Source organism: Pseudomonas sp. DVZ6, assembly GCF_024259445.1.
In the GTDB taxonomy this organism is placed as follows: Bacteria; Pseudomonadota; Gammaproteobacteria; order Pseudomonadales; family Pseudomonadaceae; genus Aquipseudomonas; species Aquipseudomonas peradeniyensis.
This window is the reverse complement of record NZ_JANCLM010000054.1, coordinates 1-17,755: the sequence shown is the minus strand read 5'-3', so window position 1 is coordinate 17,755 and position 17,755 is coordinate 1. Positions and strand designations below refer to the sequence as shown.

Annotated in this window: 17 protein-coding genes; 3 read left to right on the top strand and 14 right to left on the bottom strand. The window is 62.6% G+C overall.

Annotated features, from left to right (window positions below; all coding sequences use genetic code 11):
- Positions 1-71: 71 nt before the first annotated feature.
- The 7 genes from NMG10_RS23935 to NMG10_RS23905 all read right to left on the bottom strand — a co-directional run bounded on the left by NMG10_RS23935 (position 72) and on the right by NMG10_RS23905 (position 7,180).
- Entirely contained in the window at positions 72-551 is a 480-nt protein-coding gene (locus NMG10_RS23935) for an NYN domain-containing protein (RefSeq protein ID WP_186734492.1), read from the bottom strand.
- A gap of 50 nt (positions 552-601) precedes the next feature.
- Positions 602-1,369, bottom strand: a complete 768-nt coding sequence (locus NMG10_RS23930) for an SDR family oxidoreductase (RefSeq protein ID WP_203650211.1) — start codon at positions 1,367-1,369, stop codon at positions 602-604.
- 714 nt (positions 1,370-2,083) lie between these two features.
- Positions 2,084-2,800, bottom strand: coding sequence for an ABC transporter ATP-binding protein (locus tag NMG10_RS23925; protein WP_028688239.1), 717 nt, complete (start codon positions 2,798-2,800; stop codon positions 2,084-2,086).
- Positions 2,797-3,672 carry an ATP-binding cassette domain-containing protein gene (locus NMG10_RS23920; RefSeq protein ID WP_050707124.1) on the bottom strand — a complete coding sequence of 292 codons (876 nt, stop codon included), beginning with the start codon at positions 3,670-3,672 and terminating at the stop codon, positions 2,797-2,799. Before NMG10_RS23920 ends, NMG10_RS23925 begins: the two co-directional genes overlap by 4 nt.
- On the bottom strand, positions 3,669-4,970 hold the full coding sequence (livM, locus tag NMG10_RS23915) for a high-affinity branched-chain amino acid ABC transporter permease LivM (RefSeq protein ID WP_203650209.1): 1,302 nt from the start codon (positions 4,968-4,970) through the stop codon (positions 3,669-3,671). The genes NMG10_RS23920 and livM overlap by 4 nt, the downstream gene beginning before the upstream one ends.
- A 2-nt stretch (positions 4,971-4,972) precedes the next feature.
- Entirely contained in the window at positions 4,973-5,887 is a 915-nt protein-coding gene (locus tag NMG10_RS23910; RefSeq protein ID WP_102683954.1) for a branched-chain amino acid ABC transporter permease LivH, read from the bottom strand.
- A gap of 156 nt (positions 5,888-6,043) precedes the next feature.
- Entirely contained in the window at positions 6,044-7,180 is a 1,137-nt protein-coding gene (locus tag NMG10_RS23905; protein ID WP_110734931.1) for a branched-chain amino acid ABC transporter substrate-binding protein, read from the bottom strand.
- A 575-nt stretch (positions 7,181-7,755) separates the two neighbouring features.
- Here NMG10_RS23905 and pncB point away from each other — a divergent pair.
- The gene (pncB, locus tag NMG10_RS23900; RefSeq protein ID WP_203650205.1) at positions 7,756-8,961 is read left to right on the top strand and encodes a nicotinate phosphoribosyltransferase; all 1,206 of its coding nucleotides are present in this window, start codon (positions 7,756-7,758) and stop codon (positions 8,959-8,961) included.
- A 3-nt stretch (positions 8,962-8,964) separates the two neighbouring features.
- Entirely contained in the window at positions 8,965-9,792 is an 828-nt protein-coding gene (nadE, locus tag NMG10_RS23895) for an ammonia-dependent NAD(+) synthetase (RefSeq protein ID WP_254465240.1), read from the top strand.
- 128 nt (positions 9,793-9,920) lie between these two features.
- On the opposite strand, the gene azu is transcribed toward nadE, so the two are convergent.
- Entirely contained in the window at positions 9,921-10,367 is a 447-nt protein-coding gene (azu, locus tag NMG10_RS23890; RefSeq protein ID WP_050707129.1) for an azurin, read from the bottom strand.
- A 349-nt stretch (positions 10,368-10,716) separates the two neighbouring features.
- On the opposite strand from azu, the gene NMG10_RS23885 reads away from it, so the two are divergent.
- A complete protein-coding gene (locus NMG10_RS23885; RefSeq protein WP_254465239.1) occupies positions 10,717-11,304 on the top strand; it encodes a TIGR00730 family Rossman fold protein in 588 nt (195 codons plus the stop codon).
- A 129-nt stretch (positions 11,305-11,433) separates the two neighbouring features.
- Here NMG10_RS23885 and NMG10_RS23880 read toward each other — a convergent pair whose 3' ends face one another.
- The 6 genes from NMG10_RS23880 to rpsF form a co-directional block, all read right to left on the bottom strand.
- Entirely contained in the window at positions 11,434-13,731 is a 2,298-nt protein-coding gene (locus tag NMG10_RS23880; RefSeq protein WP_203650185.1) for a YgiQ family radical SAM protein, read from the bottom strand.
- Positions 13,732-13,983: 252 nt separating this feature from the next.
- The gene (dnaB, locus tag NMG10_RS23875; protein WP_110735182.1) at positions 13,984-15,381 is read right to left on the bottom strand and encodes a replicative DNA helicase; all 1,398 of its coding nucleotides are present in this window, start codon (positions 15,379-15,381) and stop codon (positions 13,984-13,986) included.
- Between the two features lie 113 nt (positions 15,382-15,494).
- Positions 15,495-15,941, bottom strand: coding sequence for a 50S ribosomal protein L9 (gene rplI / locus NMG10_RS23870; RefSeq protein WP_011535934.1), 447 nt, complete (start codon positions 15,939-15,941; stop codon positions 15,495-15,497).
- 20 nt (positions 15,942-15,961) lie between these two features.
- Complete coding sequence (locus NMG10_RS23865) at positions 15,962-16,828, bottom strand: hypothetical protein (protein ID WP_203650179.1); 867 nt, start codon at positions 16,826-16,828, stop codon at positions 15,962-15,964.
- A 35-nt stretch (positions 16,829-16,863) separates the two neighbouring features.
- Positions 16,864-17,094 carry a 30S ribosomal protein S18 gene (gene rpsR, locus NMG10_RS23860; RefSeq protein WP_003249563.1) on the bottom strand — a complete coding sequence of 77 codons (231 nt, stop codon included), beginning with the start codon at positions 17,092-17,094 and terminating at the stop codon, positions 16,864-16,866.
- 28 nt (positions 17,095-17,122) lie between these two features.
- Positions 17,123-17,548: a 30S ribosomal protein S6 gene (gene rpsF / locus NMG10_RS23855; protein ID WP_011535936.1), complete on the bottom strand. Its 426-nt coding sequence runs from the start codon at positions 17,546-17,548 to the stop codon at positions 17,123-17,125.
- Positions 17,549-17,755 lie beyond the last annotated feature (207 nt).

Here is a 17,755-nt window from a genome sequence, read left to right as displayed (position 1 = left end):
GCGATCGCGGGGCAAGCCCGCTCCCACGCACTGCTCCCACGCACCACTCCAGCCCGGAACCTGTGTACAGGTCAGTGGCGCAACAGTAACTTGCCTTCGATGGGCACATAACGGCTGGCCGCGCGGATCAGTGCCAGGGCTGTCAACCCGGGTACACCGTAGACCACCGTTTCGACGCCATGGCGTTGCATAGCACGCTCCAGCAACAGGTCGAAATCACCGTCGCCCGAGGCCAGCACCACCTGGTCGACCCGCGCCGCCGCCTCGATGACATCGAGGGTAATGCCCACGTCCCAATCGCCCTTGGCGGAACCATCGGCGCGCTGGATGAAGGGTTTGAGGCGCACCTCGAACCCGAGGTTGCGCAGGATCTGCTGGAATTGCTGCTGCTTGCTGTCGCCACGGTCGATGGCATAGGCCACCGCCTCGACGATCTGCCCTTCGCGGCTGACCTCGGCCCACAGCGCGGCGTAGTTGAAATGGCAGCCATGGCCTTGGCGAACCGTGTAGTAGAGGTTCTGCACATCGGCGAACAGGGCGATTTTCTTCAAGCGTGGACACCTCGTGTCTGCGGGGCTGCCTGGCAACCCCGCACCATGATTCAACCCTTGGCCGATCGGTCGATCGAGAAGCCAGCCCAGTCCTGGCTCACCGGCATCAGCTCCAGGCTGTTGATGTTGATATGCGCCGGCTGGTTGAGGATCCAGAAGATGGTCTCGGCGATATCCTGGGGCTGGATCGGATCGGCACCGGCGTAGGTCGCATCATACTTCGCCTGGTCCCCACCGAAACGCACCAGCGAGAATTCGCTCTCGCACAGCCCCGGCTCGATATTGCTCACCCGCACGCCGGTCCCTCGCAGGTCGCAGCGCAGGCTCAGCGAGAACTGGCCGACGAAGGCCTTGGTGCCGCCATACACGTTCGCGCCCGGGTACGGGTAGTTGCCCGCCACCGAACCGACGTTGAGGATCGACGCGCCGCGGCCATGGGCAATCAACCGAGGCAACAGCAAGCGAGTGGTGTACATCAGCCCCTTGATGTTGGTGTCGACCATGGTTTCCCAGTCGTCCAGGCTGCAGTTCTGCGCGGCGTCGACACCCAACGCCAGGCCGGCGTTGTTGACCAGGCCCTGGAGCTTGTCGAAGGTCGGCGGCAGGCTGGCGATGGCTGCCTCCATCGCCTTGCGGTCACGCACGTCGACCACCAGGCTGTGCACCTCGGTCTTGGCCGACAGTTCCTGGCACAACGCATCCAGGCGCTCCTTGCGCCGACCAGTGAGCACCAGCTTCCAGCCGGCGTCGGCGAAACGGCGGGCGGTGGCCTCGCCAAAACCGGACGTCGCGCCAGTGATGAATACGGTGGATGTCATGCTCTTCTCCTCAGCGTGGGATTGTCGTCGACTGGCCTCGCAGCATGCCCGGCGCAAGGCCCGACCACAACCGTCATCGCCACTGGTCAAAAAACGTACTAACCCCGCTGAGGCCCGTGATAGAAGGGCTGCGCCGGGCTATGCGCATCTTATCCACAAGGCTTTCCCCACGGATTGGGGGCAACTCGTCGGGTCAAGGGAACCTCTGTAGGTTGTGGACATCGCTGCATGATGGCGCAACGCTTTCAACCATGCTGCCTGTGGCGGTCTGTCCAAGGTTTTTTCACAGAGTTATCCACAGAAAGCAACGCGCTCTGGGCAAACCGATCTGCTGCGCAAAACCCATGCAAAATCATGCACAAGCAGCACTTGATCAAAAAACAATCAAATACTTGGAGGCGCTGGTTTATCTGGGCTGGAGCGAGGTGCCACCATGTTTTCCACAGGCGGTTCCACACAATCCGTGGAAAGTTTTCCACTTGTGGAAACAAGGGTTTGCAGTGGGGATGTGGAGTGTTTCAAGAAAGATATGCGACAAGTTGTCCACATGCGGTGAAAGCATCGCCAAGCGCTGCGATCCCCTGTAGGAGCGGCCTTGTGCCGCGAAAGGGCCGCGAAGCGGCCCCGGCGATTTCACATGATGCTGAGATCTTGGGGCCGCTTCGCGGCCCTTTCGCGGCACAAGGCCGCTCCTACAAAGAGCGTGCTAAATCCTCAGTGCCCGCCCAGATAGGCGTTACGCACCTCCTCGTTGACCAGCAGTTCCTGACCCGTCCCGGTCATGCGAATCTGCCCGTTGACCATCACATAGGCTCGATCAGACAGCTTCAGCGCGTGGTTGGCGTTCTGCTCCACGAGGAAGATGGTCATGCCGGTCTGCGCCAGCTCGCGCAAGGTGGAGAAGATCTGCTTGACCACGATCGGCGCCAGCCCCAGCGATGGCTCGTCGAGCAGCAACAGCTTGGGCCGGCTCATCAGCGCGCGGGCGATGGCGAGCATCTGCTGCTCGCCGCCGGACATGGTCATGGCGCGCTGGTTGCGCCGCTCCTTGAGCCGCGGGAACAGCTCGAACATGCGCTGCATGTCCTCACCGGCATGTTTGTCGCCAATCGGAATGGTGCCCATCATCAGGTTCTCCTCGACGGTCATGTCGGGGAACACCCGGCGCCCCTCCGGTGACTGGGCGATGCCGTTGGAGGCTATGTAGTGCGACGACTTGCGGGTGATGTCGGTGCCGCGATAGACGATCTGCCCGGAGGCCGCCCGCGGTTGGCCGAAGATCGACATCAGCAACGTCGACTTGCCCGCGCCGTTGGCGCCGATCAAGCTCACCGTCTCGCCTTCGTTGATGTGCATCGAGACTTTCTTCAGGGCCTGGATCGGCCCGTAGAACACATCCAGGTCCTTCAACTCGAGAATGGGCGCGCTCATATCAGTTCCTCTTCGTCTGCGCCCAGGTAGGCGGCGATCACCGTCGGGTTGTGGCGGATGTCCTGTGGCGTGCCCTCGGCGATCACGTTGCCGTGGTCGAGCACGACAATATGATCGGAGATGCTCATGACCATGCCCATGTCGTGCTCGATCAGCACCACGGTGATGTCGTGCTCGTCACGCAGCACGCGGATCATGCGGCTGAGGGCCTCGGTCTCCTGCGGGTTGAGGCCGGCGGCCGGCTCGTCCAGGCAGATGATCTTCGGCCGCGTGCACATGGCCCGGGCGATTTCCAGACGGCGCTGCTGGCCGTACGACAGCTCGCCAGCCAGGCGGTTGGCGCAATCGACCAGGTCGACCACCTCCAGCCAATAGAACGCATGGTCCAGCGCGTCGCTCTCGGCCTTGCGGTAACCCGGGGTGTTGAGCACGCCGGCCAGCAGGTTGCGGTTGACCCACATGTGCTGGGCCACCAGCAGGTTCTCCACCACCGACATTTCCTTGAACAGGCGAATGTTCTGGAAGGTGCGCGCAAGACCTGCGCGGTTGACCAGGTGGGTCCCGCCGAACATCTTGTAGTACAGGCGGTTGGCGAAGCGCGCCGGCGAGACGAAGTCCGCCGCCTGGAAGCGCTCGCCGAGCAGCTGGATGACGTTGGTGTGGCTGCCGCGCACGTTCAGCTCGATACGCCCGCCGCTGGCCTTGTAGAAGCCGGTGAGGCAGTTGAACACAGTGGTCTTGCCGGCGCCGTTGGGACCGATCAGGGCGAAGATCTGGTTACGCTTGACCTTCAGGCTGACATCGCTGAGCGCCTTGATCCCGCCGAACTGCATCATCAGGTTGTCGACCGACAGAATGATTTCGTCGCTCATGGCGCCACTCCTTTACGCGGGACCACGCCGGTGCGGCTGATGCGGATCAGCCCCCGCGGTCGCCAGATCATCATCAGCACCATCAGCACGCCGAACAGCAGCACCCGGTACTCGGAGAAGCTGCGCAGCAGCTCCGGGGCCACGGTCAGCACGAATGCCGCTATCACCACGCCCACGGTCGAGCCCATGCCGCCAAGCACGACGATGGCCAGAATCAGCGCCGACTCGAAGAAGGTGAACGACGACGGGTTGACGAAGCCCTGGTAGGTGGCGAAGAACACCCCGGCCAGGCCGGCGGTGGAAGCGCCCAGGGTGAACGCCGAGAGCTTGACCAGTACATGGTTCAGGCCCATGGAGCGGCAGGCGATCTCGTCCTCGCGCAGGGCCTCCCAGGCGCGCCCGACCGGCATGCGGGTCAACCGGTGCTTGATGTACAGCACCGCCAGTACCACCAGGAACAGCACGGCATAGATGAACACGAACTTAAGGTTAGGGTTGTAATCGAAGCCGAAGAACTCATGGATCGGCACTCCGCCGTCCTTCGCCCGACGGCCGAACTCCAGCCCCAGGAAGGTCGGCGACGGCGCCGGCATGCCGTTCGGGCCACCGGTGAACGACAGCCAGTTGTTCAGCACCAGGCGGATGATCTCGCCGAAGCCCAAAGTGACGATGGCCAGGTAGTCACCATGCATTCGCAACACCGGGAAACCGAGGATGCACCCGGCCAGCGCCGCAGCGATCGCCGCCAGCGGCAGCACGCTCCAGAAGCCCAGGCCCAGGTACTGGTAGCCGAGGGCCAGGCCGTAGGCGCCGATGGCGTAGAACGCCACGTAACCCAGGTCGAGCAGGCCCGCCAGGCCCACCACGATGTTCAGGCCCAGGCCCAGCAGCACGTAGATCAGGCCGAGGATGACCACGGTCAGCAGGTACTTGTTGGCGAACACCGGGAACACGATGGCGATGACGATCAGCGCCGGGATGATGTAGCGCAGCCGCGACTTGTAGTCCGGCGCCAGTACATGCACGCCCGAACCCCCGCTGTCGAAGCCCTGGAGCATGCGCTGGCCGGTCGGTGTCTGCAGGAACACACTGAGGATGAAACGCCCGATCATCACACCGCCGACCAGCCAGGCCACGCGGGCCGGCTCGGCGTTGAAGCTGTAGCCGTCGAGCACCACGCCGACGACCGGACCGAAGACGATGAGCGCCAGCAGGCCGGCGACGATCGTCTCCAGCAGGCTGCGTTTGAGGTCGAAACCCTTGGATTGGGCAACAGAGGCAGAATTGGCAGCGGACATGTTCACACCTTAGCCACGAGCGGGCGACCCAGCAGGCCTTGGGGACGGAAGATGAGGATCATCACCAGCAGCGAGAAGCTGAACACGTCCTTGTAGTCGGAGTTGATCAGGCCGGAGAACAACGATTCGGAGATCCCCAGGATGATGCCACCGAGCATCGCCCCCGGCAGCGAGCCGATGCCGCCGAGCACCGCGGCGGTGAACGCCTTGATGCCGATGATGAAGCCGGCGTAGAAGTCGAAGGTGCCGTAGTTCATGGTGATCAGCACACCGGCCAGCGCGGCCATCACCGCACCGATGACGAACACGTAGGAGATCACCCGGTCGGTGTTGATGCCCAGGATCGAGGCCATCTTGCGATCCTGCTGCGTCGCCCGGCACATGCGCCCGAGCTTGGTGTACTTGATGACGTAGGTGAGCAGCGCCATGCCGACGAAGGCGGCCACCAGGATGAAGATCTTGGTGTAGGTCAGTTGCACGAAGCCGGTGCCCACCTCAACGCGCATGGCGCCTTCGAGCAGGGTCGGCACGCCTTGCTGGCGAGCGCCCTGGCTGATCTGCGCGTAGTTCTGCAGGATCAGCGAGATGCCGATGGCGCTGATCAGCGGGGCCAGGCGGGTGGAGTTGCGCAGGGGTTTGTAGGCGATGCGTTCGATGGTGAAGCCATAGACGCCGGTAACGACGATGGTGAACAACAGGGTGCCCAGCATCAGCAGCGGAAACGACTCGATACCGAAGTAGGCCAGCAATGCCAGGCTGATCGCCGCGAGGTACGCGGAGATCATGTACACCTCGCCGTGCGCGAAGTTGATCATGCCGATGATGCCATAGACCATTGTGTAGCCGATGGCGATCAGGCCGTAGACCGACCCGAGGGTCAGGCCGTTGACCAGTTGCTGCAGGAAAATACCATCCATAACGCAATCTCACCTGATTGAGATTGCACGAGCGCCGACCACGCAGGATCCGGATGCAACGGCCCTCGCAGCGCAGAACTGTGCAGATCTACTGACAATGACAGGTACCGCGGGGCTACGGCCCGGTGCGAAACGCACGCGGGCCGTTGGCCGTTTTTATTTTTGTTTTTCCAGCTGGTGGTACTTGCCGTTGGCATCCCACTGGTAGACCACGTAGTCGGAGACGGTCAGGTCGCCCTTGCTGTCCCACTTCTTCTCGCCCATGACGGTCTTGACCGGGTTGGCCTTCAGCCACTTGGCGGCGTCCTCGCCCTTGTTCGACTTGGCGCCGTTGAAGGCGGCGGCCAGGGCCTGAACCGAAGCGTAGGCGTACAGGGTGTAGCCCTCTGGCTCGGTGCCGTTCTTGCGGAACTCCTCGACCACGGTCTTGCTGTCGGGCAGCAGGCGCGGGTCGGCGCCGAAGGTCATGTACACACCGTTGGTGTACTGGGCGCCGCCGGCGGTGGCCACCAGTTCGTCGGTGACGATGCCGTCGTCGGACATGAACGCCACATCCTTCAGGCCCTGCTCGCGCAACTGGCGTACCAGCGGGCCGGCCTCGGGGTGCAGGCCGCCGAAGTAGACGACATCGGCACCGGCGGCGCGGATCTTGGTGACCACGGCGCTGAAGTCCTTCTCGCCACGGGTCAGGCCTTCGTACAGCACCGGCGTGACGCCGCGCTTGATCAACTGCGCCTTGGTCGCGTCGGCCAGGCCCTGGCCGTAGGTGTCCTTGTCGTGCAGCACGACGACCTTCTTGCCCTTGAGCACATCGACGATGTAGTTGCCGGCGACGATGCCCTGCTGGTCGTCACGGCCGCACATGCGGAACATCGCGGACAGGCCGCGTTCAGTGACCTGCGGGTTGGTCGAGCCTGGGGTGATGGCGATCACGCCGGCCTCGTCGTAGACCTCGGAAGCGGGGATGGTGTTGGAGGAGCAGAAGTGACCAACCACGCCCGCCACCTTGTCCTGGTCGACCAGGCGGTTGGCCACGGCCACGGCCTGCTTCGGCTCGCAGGCGTCATCGCCCTTGACCAGGACGATCTTCTCGCCGTTCACGCCACCGGCCTTGTTGATCACATCGGCCGCTGCCTGCGCACCTTTCATGTACTGCTCGCCAAACGCTGCGTTGGCCCCGGTCATGGGACCCGCGACGCCGATCTTGATGTCGGCCTGAACATACGAAGAAACACCCAGTGCCGTGGCTACGGCCAGTGCCAGGAAACCTTTCTTGTAAAACGTCTGCGACATGAGGTGGTGCTCCTAGAATATTTTTTTTGGTTGGCACTACAACTTCTCAGCCCTGTGCTCCGAGCAAGGGCCGTGCCAGTGGTTTTGTCTTCCGGGAAAACACACGACAGGGGGTGAACAGTGGCGACCGGCGGCCTTTTCTTTATTGAGCGTGCAACCGTCTACTGCGGAGCAAGCGCTACCGACACGCCTAGACAAGGAGCAACCTTCGAGCACCATCATTGCAACCCTTGCGAGTGTTAACGTGCAACCGACCTGTAACAGCGGACGTCACCGAACTGCACACCGCTGGTGCGTGACTGCTACAGGCGGCACCGTTAGAAGGCTAGTCGGTGCACGGAAAAACACCTGTTTTGCCTGAGCCGGCCTCTTCGCGGGTAAACCCGCTCCCACATGGGCCGCGCGACGCCTGAGCCTCACTTGTAGGAGCCAGCGTCCACAAAAGACAGTTGCTGTCACAGGATGGCACTCTACCTGTGGGAGCGGGTTTACCCGCGAAGAGGCCGGTACAGGCGCAATATCACCCCAAAGGCTGGCACAATAGCCGCCATTGCCCGCCTTGGAGCTTCCCCCTGATGAGCGAGAGCGCATTCGCCGAGCGCATCGTGCACAACCTGCTCGACACCGACTTCTACAAACTGACGATGATGCAGGCCGTCCTGCACAACTACCCGGACGCCGACGTCGAATGGGAATTCCGCTGCCGCAATGGCGAAGACCTGCGGCCCTACCTGGGCGAGATCCGCAACCAGCTCGAACTGCTCAGCGAGCTGACCCTGGACGATGACCAACTGGCCTTCCTCGAGCGCATCAGCTTCCTCAAGCCGGACTTCCTGCGCTTCCTGCGCCTGTTCCGCTTCAACCTGCGCTATGTGCGCATCGGTATCGAAAACGATCAGCTGTTCCTGCGCCTGCGCGGCCCCTGGCTGCATGTGATCCTCTTCGAGGTGCCGTTGCTGGCCATCATCAGCGAGGTGCGCAACCGCCACCTGCACCCGCGCATGCGCCTGGCCGAAGCCCGCGACCAGCTGCACCGCAAGTTCGACTGGCTGCGCGCCCACGCCAGCGACGACGAACTGGCCCACCTGCAGGTGGCCGACTTCGGCACCCGCCGGCGTTTCTCCAGCCGTGTGCAGGAGGAAGTGGTGCGGGTGCTGCGCGATGAGTTCCCGGGCCGCTTCGTCGGCACCAGCAACGTCGACCTGGCATGGAAACTGGATATCAAGCCCCTGGGCACCATGGCCCACGAGTGGATCATGGCCCACCAGCAGCTCGGCCCGCGGCTGATCGACAGCCAGATCGCCGCACTGGACTGCTGGGTCCGCGAATACCGTGGATTGCTCGGCATCGCCCTGACCGACTGCATCACCATGGATGCCTTCCTCCAGGACTTCGACCTGTACTTCGCCAAGCTATTCGACGGCCTGCGCCACGACTCCGGCGAGCCGGTGGCCTGGGCCGAGAAGGCCATCGCCCACTACCAGAAACTGGGGATCGACCCGATGACCAAGACCCTGGTGTTCTCCGACGGCCTGAATCTGACCCGCTCGCTGGAGATCTTCCGTGCCCTGCGCGGGCGCATCAATGTCAGCTTCGGTATCGGCACCAACCTGACCTGCGACATACCCGGCGTGGCGCCGATGAACATCGTGCTTAAAATGACCGACTGCAACGGCTCGCCAGTGGCGAAGATCTCCGACGAAGCCGCCAAGACCCAGTGCCGCGACGAGAACTTCGTCACTTACCTGCGTCACGTATTCAAAGTCCCCAGCAAGGAGTAACCCATGCAAGCCGTTCAGCAAGAGATTGCCCGGGCGCTCAAGGTGCAGCCGCCGTTCGCAGACGCCGCCGCCCTCGAGCGGGAAGTCGCCCGGCGCGTGGCCTTCATCAAGGACTGCCTGGCCAATGCCCGGCTCAAGACCCTGGTACTGGGCATCAGCGGTGGCGTCGACTCGCTGACCGCCGCCCTGCTCGCCCAGCGCGCCATCAACGAGCTGCGCAGCGAGACCGGCGACCAGGCCTACACCTTCATCGCCGTACGCCTGCCGTACCATGTGCAGCACGACGAGCACGATGCCCAGGCTTGCCTGGAGGTGATCAAGGCCGACGAGGTGCACACCATCGACATCGCCCCGGCGGTGAAGGCCCTGGCGGCCGAAGTCGAGGAGCTTAAGAACGGCTCGCCGACGCTGGTGGACTTCGTCGTCGGCAACGTCAAGGCGCGTACCCGTATGGTCGCCCAGTACACCGTCGCCGGCGCCCGTGCGGGCCTGGTGATCGGCACCGACCACGCCGCCGAGGCGGTGATGGGGTTCTTTACCAAGTTCGGTGACGGGGCGTGCGACCTGGCACCGTTGAGCGGGCTGGTGAAGAACCAGGTGCGGGCCATCGCGCGCAGCTTCGGCGCGCCAGAGTCGCTGGTGGAGAAAGTGCCGACCGCGGACCTGGAAGACCTCGAACCGGGCAAGCCGGACGAGGCGTCACACGGCGTGACCTACCAGCAGATCGATGCGTTCTTGCATGGGCAGCCGGTCGACCAGGCAGCGTTCGACATCATCGTCGCCACCTACCGCAAGACCCAGCACAAGCGCGAGCTGCCGTTTGCGCCGTGAGGCCTGGCGGGGCCGCTTTGCGGCCCATCGCGGCACAAGGCCGCTCCTACAGAGGATATGCACTCTCCTGTAGGAGCGGCCTTGTGCCGCGAAAGGAGGGCAAAGCCCTCCCAAGTTTCAAATCGTCATTACTTGACGACAACCTTGCCCTTCATCATCGAGATGTGGCCCGGGAAGGTGCAGAAGAAGCTGTAGTCGCCACCGGCTTCCAGCTTCGAGGTGTCGAGCTTGATGGTGTCTTTCTCGCCGGCACCGATCATCTTGGTGTGGCCGATGATCGCGGCGTTGTCGGCCTTGATGTAGTCCTTGTCCAGGCCTTGCGACATGCCTTCGGTGGCGATGGCCTGCATGTCGGCGGTCTTGCTGATGACCAGGTTATGGCCCATGACGTTCTTCGGCAGGCTGCCACCGTGGGTCAGTTCGATCTCGACGGTCTTGCAGCTCTTGTCGATGGTGAATTCCTTGGTGTTGAACGACATCTGGTCGGTCGAGTCGACAGTCACCTTGCAGTCGGCGGCAAAGACAGAGGCGCTGGCGAGGGTCAGCAGGGATACCGCTACAGCTTTCGCAAACATCATGAATCTCCTTGGCAGGGTTTTATCAATTGCGAGACTGCCTGAAAACAGGACGCCCGTACCTGATGTGGGTCAAGGGGTGTCAAGTGGCCAGGCAGTAGATTTGTTCAATGGATTGTATACAACCAATCAAAGTGCACATCATGCCCTCTTGATAGACGATGGGACAACCTCTCATTTAGGAGTTGAATGAAATGTCCCTTTCCAGCTTCATGAACAGCCTGCTCGCCGCCTACGCCCACGGAGCCAGTGGCGCCATCTGCGAATTCGCCCGCCCCGAGTGATCTCCCCCCTTGGAAGCGACAGGCATGCGCCTTACCCTGTGCGCGCATGTAAAGGGAGATAAGCAATGCCTGTACGTTCCGTTTGTGTCTTCTGTGGCGCCAGCATCGGTGCCAACCCCGCCTATCGCGAAGCTGCCATCGCCCTTGGCCAGGCCATCGCCCGCCGAGGCCTGACCCTGGTCTACGGCGGTGGCGCGGTCGGCCTGATGGGCACCGTCGCCGATGCCGCCCTGGCCGCCGGTGGCGAAGTCATCGGCATCATTCCCCAGAGCCTGATGAACGCCGAGATCGGCCACAAGGGCCTGACCCGCCTGGAAGTGGTGGACGGCATGCACGCGCGCAAGGCGCGCATGGCCGAGCTCAGCGATGCCTTCATCGCCCTGCCGGGTGGACTGGGCACGCTGGAGGAGCTGTTCGAGGTGTGGACCTGGGGACAGCTGGGCTATCACGCCAAGCCGTTGGGGCTGCTGGATGTGAACGGGTTCTATGAAAAGCTGGGCGGGTTCCTCGACCATATCGTCGAAGAGGGCTTCGTGCGGCCGCAGCACCGGGCGATGCTGTTGCTGGGGCAGCAACCGGATGAGCTGCTGGACGGGATGGATCGGTTCGAATCACCGGTGTTGCCGAAGTGGGTCGACAAGCAGCCGGATTGAAGACTGAGAGCCTGGGACCGCGTTGCGGTCCTTTCGCGGCACAAGGCCGCTCCTACAGGTGAATGCGATCCCCTGTAGGAGCGGCCTTGTGCCGCGAAAGGGCTGCGCAGCAGCCCCAAAATGGACCAGTTAGCGCGGAATGACCGGCTGGCGCGGCTTCTTGCCCTTGCCGCCCTTGGCTGCCTCTTTACGCTCCTTGGCCGCCTGCTGGTTGCGGGCGAACGCCTCGGCCTTGGCCTTCTCGCGCTTGTCCCACGGCTTGCTGCCGTCGCTGGCGCGCGGTGGCAGGCCGGTGTGCTGGGTGAGGATCTTCTGGTCCTTGCCCACCTTGTGGCTGCCGGCCGGCGTCGAGTTCTTGCGCCGGGCGCTCTGGTAGGTATCAGTGGCTGGCTGGTGCAGCGGGATCAGCTGGTGCTTGCCCGGCCCGATCAGGTCGGCGCGGCCCATGCGCTGCAGCGCTTCACGCAGCATCGGCCAGCCCTTCGGATCGTGGTAGCGCAGGAACGCCTTGTGCAACCGGCGCTGCTCCTCGCTCTTGACGATCTCCACCCCTTCGCTCTTGTAGGTGACCTTGCGCAGCGGGTTCTTGCCCGAGTGGTACATGGCCGTGGCCGAGGCCATCGGCGAGGGGTAGAACGCCTGCACCTGGTCGGCGCGGAAACCGTTGCCCTTGAGCCACAAGGCCAGGTTCATCATGTCTTCGTCGGTGGTGCCCGGGTGCGCGGCGATGAAGTACGGGATCAGGTACTGCTCCTTGCCCGCCTCTTTCGAGAACTTCTCGAACATGCGCTTGAAGCGGTCGTAGGTGCCGATGCCCGGCTTCATCATCTTGTCCAGCGGGCCACGCTCGGTGTGCTCCGGGGCAATCTTCAGGTAGCCGCCGACGTGGTGGGTGACCAGCTCGCGCACGTATTCCGGCGACTCGACCGCCAGGTCGTAGCGCAGGCCCGAGGCGATCAGGATCTTCTTCACCCCCGGCAAGGCACGGGCCTTGCGGTACAGCTCGATCAGCGAGCTGTGGTCGGTGTTGAGGTTCTCGCAGATGCCCGGGAACACGCACGACGGCTTGCGGCAATGCTTCTCGATGTCGTGGCTCTTGCAGGCGATGCGGTACATGTTGGCGGTCGGGCCGCCGAGGTCGGAGACCACGCCGGTGAAGCCCGGCACCTTGTCGCGCATCTCCTCGATCTCGTGCAGGATCGACTCGTGGGAGCGGTTCTGGATGATCCGGCCTTCGTGCTCGGTGATCGAGCAGAAGGTGCAGCCACCGAAGCAGCCACGCATGATGTTCACCGAGAAGCGGATCATCTCGTAGGCCGGGATGCGCTCCTTGCCATAGGCCGGGTGCGGGATACGCGCGTAGGGCATGCCGAACACGTAGTCCATTTCCTCGGTGGTCATGGGGATGGGTGGCGGGTTGAACCACACATCCACGTCGCCATGCTTCTGCACCAGGGCGCGGGCGTTGCCCGGGTTGGTCTCCAGGTGCAGCACGCGGTTGGCGTGGGCATAGAGCACCGGGTCGTTGCGTACCTTCTCGAACGACGGCAGGCGGATCACCGACTTCTCGCGGGTGACGCTCGGGCTGTCGAGGATCTGCACGACCTTGGCTTCGTTCGGGTCTTCCTGCTCGCCCTTGGCCTGCTCGATGGCGCAGGCCTGGGTGTCCTGGGTGTTCACGTACGGGTTGATGATCTTGTCGACCCGGCCCGGACGGTCGATGCGGGTGGAGTCGATCTCGAACCAGCCCTGCGGGGTGTCGCGGCGAATGAACGCGGTGCCGCGCACGTCGGTGATGTGCTCGATGCTTTCACCCTGGGACAGGCGCTGGGCGACCTCGACGATCGCCCGCTCGGCGTTGCCGTACAGCAGGATGTCGGCGCTGGCGTCGACCAGGATCGAGTGGCGGACCTTGTCCTGCCAGTAATCGTAGTGGGCGATGCGGCGCAGCGAGGCCTCGATGCCGCCGAGCACGATCGGCACGTGCTTGTAGGCTTCCTTGCAGCGCTGGCTGTACACCAGGCTGGCGCGGTCCGGACGCTTGCCGGCCATGCCGCCGGGAGTGTAGGCGTCATCGGAACGGATCTTCTTGTCCGCGGTGTAGCGGTTGATCATCGAGTCCATGTTGCCCGCAGCCACACCGAAGAACAGGTTCGGCTCGCCGAGCTTCATGAAGTCGTCTTTCGACTGCCAGTTCGGCTGGGCGATGATGCCCACGCGGAAACCCTGGGCTTCCAACAGGCGGCCGATGATGGCCATGCCGAACGACGCATGGTCGACGTAGGCGTCACCGGTCACGATGATGATGTCGCAGGAATCCCAGCCGAGCTGATCCATCTCCTCCCTGCTCATCGGCAGGAAAGGCGCTGGCCCGAAGCATTCGGCCCAGTACTTGGGATAGTCGTAGAGTGGTTTGGCTGCTTGCATGTCAGTGACCGGTTCTAATGTGCAGGAAAATCGCGGGCGCGGAATATAGCACAAATTTTGACCAAATCCGACGGTAGTGGTCGGATTCATGGGGCAGACGAATAACGTGGTGGGCACGGTCTCTGTAGGAGCGGCCTTGCGCCGCGAAAGGGCCGCATGGCGGCCCCAGCAATTCAGCAGTAGTGCAAAATGCTGGGGCCTTGCGGCCCTTTCGCGGCACAAGGCCGCTCCTACAGGGTTCCTGGGCAGCCTTTATTCGTCGTCGTCGAAATTGTACATGCCCGGCGCGAGGTTCTCGAAGCGGGTGTACTTGCCGATGAACGCCAGGCGCACGAAGCCGATGGGGCCGTTACGCTGCTTGCCGATGATGATCTCGGCCACGCCCTTGTGCTCGGTCTCGGGGTGATACACCTCGTCGCGGTAGACGAACATGATCACGTCGGCGTCCTGCTCGATCGCACCCGATTCACGAAGGTCAGAGTTGACCGGGCGCTTGTTGGGGCGCTGCTCCAGGGAGCGGTTGAGCTGCGACAGGGCGATCACCGGGCAGTTGAATTCCTTGGCCAGCGCCTTGAGCGAGCGGGAGATCTCGGAAATCTCGTTGGTCCGGTTATCACCGGCCGAACCCGGGATCTGCATCAGCTGCAGGTAGTCGACCATGATCATGCCGATCTCGCCATGCTCACGCGCCAGGCGGCGGGTCCGTGCGCGCATCTCCGACGGGCTGATGCCGGCGGTATCGTCGATGAACAGTTTGCGGTCATTGAGCAGGTTGACCGCCGATGTGAGGCGCGGCCAGTCATCGTCGTCCAACTGTCCGGAACGCACCTTGGTCTGGTCGATACGGCCCAGGGACGAAAGCATACGCATGATCAGCGACTCACCGGGCATCTCGAGAGAGAACACCAGCACCACCTTCTCGCTGCGCAACACGGCGTTTTCCACCAGGTTCATGGCGAAGGTGGTCTTGCCCATCGAGGGGCGGCCGGCGACGATGATCAGGTCGGCGGCCTGCAGGCCACTGGTTTTCTCGTCCAGGTCGGTGTAACCGGTGGACACGCCAGTGATGTCGCTGTCGGAGTTGAACAGCGTGTCGATGCGGTCGATGGCCATGGTCAACAGCTCGTTGACCCCCACCGGGCCACCGGTCTTCGGCCGCGCCTCGGCGATCTGGAAGATCTGCCGCTCGGCGTCGTCGAGGATTTCTTCGGCGTTGCGCCCCTGGGGGTTGAAGGCGTTGTCGGCGATGTCGGTGCTGATGCTGATCAGCTGACGCAGCGTGGCCCGCTCGCGGATGATCGCGGCGTAGGCCTTGATGTTGGCCACCGACGGGGTGTTCTTGGCCAGCTCGGCCAGATAGGCCAGGCCGCCGACCTGGGTGGACACGCCTTCCTTGTCCAACTGCTCGTGCAGGGTCACCACGTCGAACGGCTGGTTAGCATCCACCAGCTTGTGGATGGCACGGAAGATCAGGCGGTGGTCATGCCGGTAGAAATCGCCGTCCGAAACTTGGTCGAGCACCCGCTCCCAGGCGTTGTTGTCCAGCATCAGGCCACCGAGCACGGCCTGTTCGGCCTCGATGGAATGCGGCGGCACCTTCAGGGCAGCGGTTTGCAGGTCGAGTTGTTCGGGGGTGGTGATCTCGTTCATGGCCACGAAAGAATTCTGGAAGATGAAAAAGACAAAGGGCACGGCCTGCACAAAACAGGACCGTGCCCGATGTTAACCGCCTGACCCACGAGGAGCCAGTCGATTAAGGCAGCTTAGGCAGCTACGACAACCACGCGTACGGTGGCTTCAACGTCGCTGTGCAGGTGCACGGCTACGTCGTATTCGCCAACCTGACGGATGGTGCCGTTCGGCAGACGAACTTCAGCCTTGGCCACTTCAACGCCGGAGGCGGTCAGGGCGTCAGCGATGTCGTGGGTGCCGATCGAACCGAACAGCTTGCCTTCGTCGCCAGCGGTGGCAGTGATGGTCACTTCCAGCTCGGCCAGTTGGGCAGCGCGGCTTTCAGCCGAAGCTTTCTTGTCTGCTGCGGCTTTTTCCAGCTCGGCGCGGCGTTCTTCGAACGCGGCCAGGTTGGCGGCGTTGGCAACGGTGGCCTTGCCGAATGGCAGCAGGAAGTTACGGCCGTAACCAGCCTTAACGTTTACTTTGTCGCCCAGGTTGCCCAGGTTGGCGACTTTTTCCAGCAGGATCAGTTCCATTTGGTAAAACCTCTTAACTTTTAACCTTCACCGTTCGCGGAGTCGTCACCCTGTGAAGGGGACTTGCGACCGCGAAAATCAATCAGGCTGTCGACAATGGCCAAAACCACGAGCAACGGATACATCAGCTGCATGAGCAGCGGCAGCGTCACGTACATCCCCACCAGCCAGAAACCGGCCAGTCGCCGCTGTGCCACCAGCCCATGAACCAGGGCGATGCCAGCAAGCAGCAGCACCAGGCTGGAGGCGGAGGCCAGGACGATGAACGACGACCCGAGGAACGGGCCCAGCACCATCAATGACACCAGCACCAGCATTGGTACCAGCGGCAGCCTCAGCTCGCGAAACTCGCGGGCGAAACCACCAGGGTTGTACAACGCCGCCTGCCAATAGCGCGCCAGCATCAAAGCCAGCAGGCTGAACAGCTGCAGCATTACCGCACTGGAAGCGACCAGCAAAGGGCCGATCAGCTCACCAGGTAGTACCGGCTGGCCCTCGATCTGCGGCAGGGCTTTTTCAAGCGCCTTGGCCAGCACCTCGAAGGTCTCGCGCATCACCGCGTCCAGGATCAGGCTGTACAGCAAGCCTAATGCGACACTGGACAGCAGCACCCGGGTCCAGGAATGCCCGGCCCGCAACAAGGCGGCCAGACCCAGCGTTCCCAACAGCACCAGCAAGGTGCTTGGTTCGCCGAAGAACGCGATGATCAACGCTGGCAAAAGGCCCCAGGCGATGACCGATGACGCGTCCTTGAACCCGCGCCGCAGGAGCACCAGGCTCCCGGCGGCGGCACTCAACCAGAACAGCAGCGGCAGTACCGCGCTGATGACCACCACGAGGGTGGCCTGCACACGACCGCGCATGATGAAACCAGCTAACGCTCGCATGCTTATCCCTTGCTACTTAAGTCGACGACCCGGTCTCAGCGGCCGTGGCTGTCGGTGTAGGGCAGCAGGGCCAGGAAGCGGGCGCGCTTGATAGCGGTAGCCAGCTGACGCTGATAACGAGCTTTGGTACCGGTGATGCGGCTTGGAACGATCTTGCCGGTTTCGGATACGTAAGCTTTCAGGGTGTTGAGATCTTTGAAGTCGATCTCTTTCACGTCTTCAGCAGTGAAGCGGCAGAATTTACGACGACGGAAGAAACGTGCCATGTGATTGGCTCCTCAAAAGGTCCGTGGATTACTCGTCAGCGTTATCGCTGTTGTCGCTGTCATTGCTGTCGTCGCCTTCGGCGCCATCAGCATGCTCAGGACGTTCGCGACGCTCACGGCGCTCGCTGCGGTTCTCTTCTGCCTTGAGCATCTCGGACGGGCCGGTAACGGCTTCGTCACGACGGATGACCAGGTTACGGATCACGGCATCGTTGTAGCGGAAGTTGTCTTCCAGCTCGGCCAGGGCCTTGCCGGTGCACTCAACGTTCAGCATCACGTAGTGAGCCTTGTGAACATTGTTGATTGCATAGGCCAGTTGACGACGGCCCCAGTCTTCCAGACGGTGGATCTTGCCGCCGTCTTCTTCGATCAGCTTGGTGTAACGCTCAACCATGCCGCCGACTTGCTCGCTCTGGTCCGGGTGAACCAGGAAGATGATTTCGTAATGACGCATGAATGCTCCTTACGGGTTAGTAGTCTGCCAGCGTATCTGGTCAGACAAGGAGTGAATGACACTGTAAGTCTTGCCCCGGCGTGTAGGCGCATGCGCACCGGCCAGCTGGCAAGGGGCGCAATTGTAGAGAAGGCCGGGGGGACAAGCAAGGTGATTGGCGAATATTTGAACAGCCGGAAACATATTTCGCGGGCAATCATGGAGCGT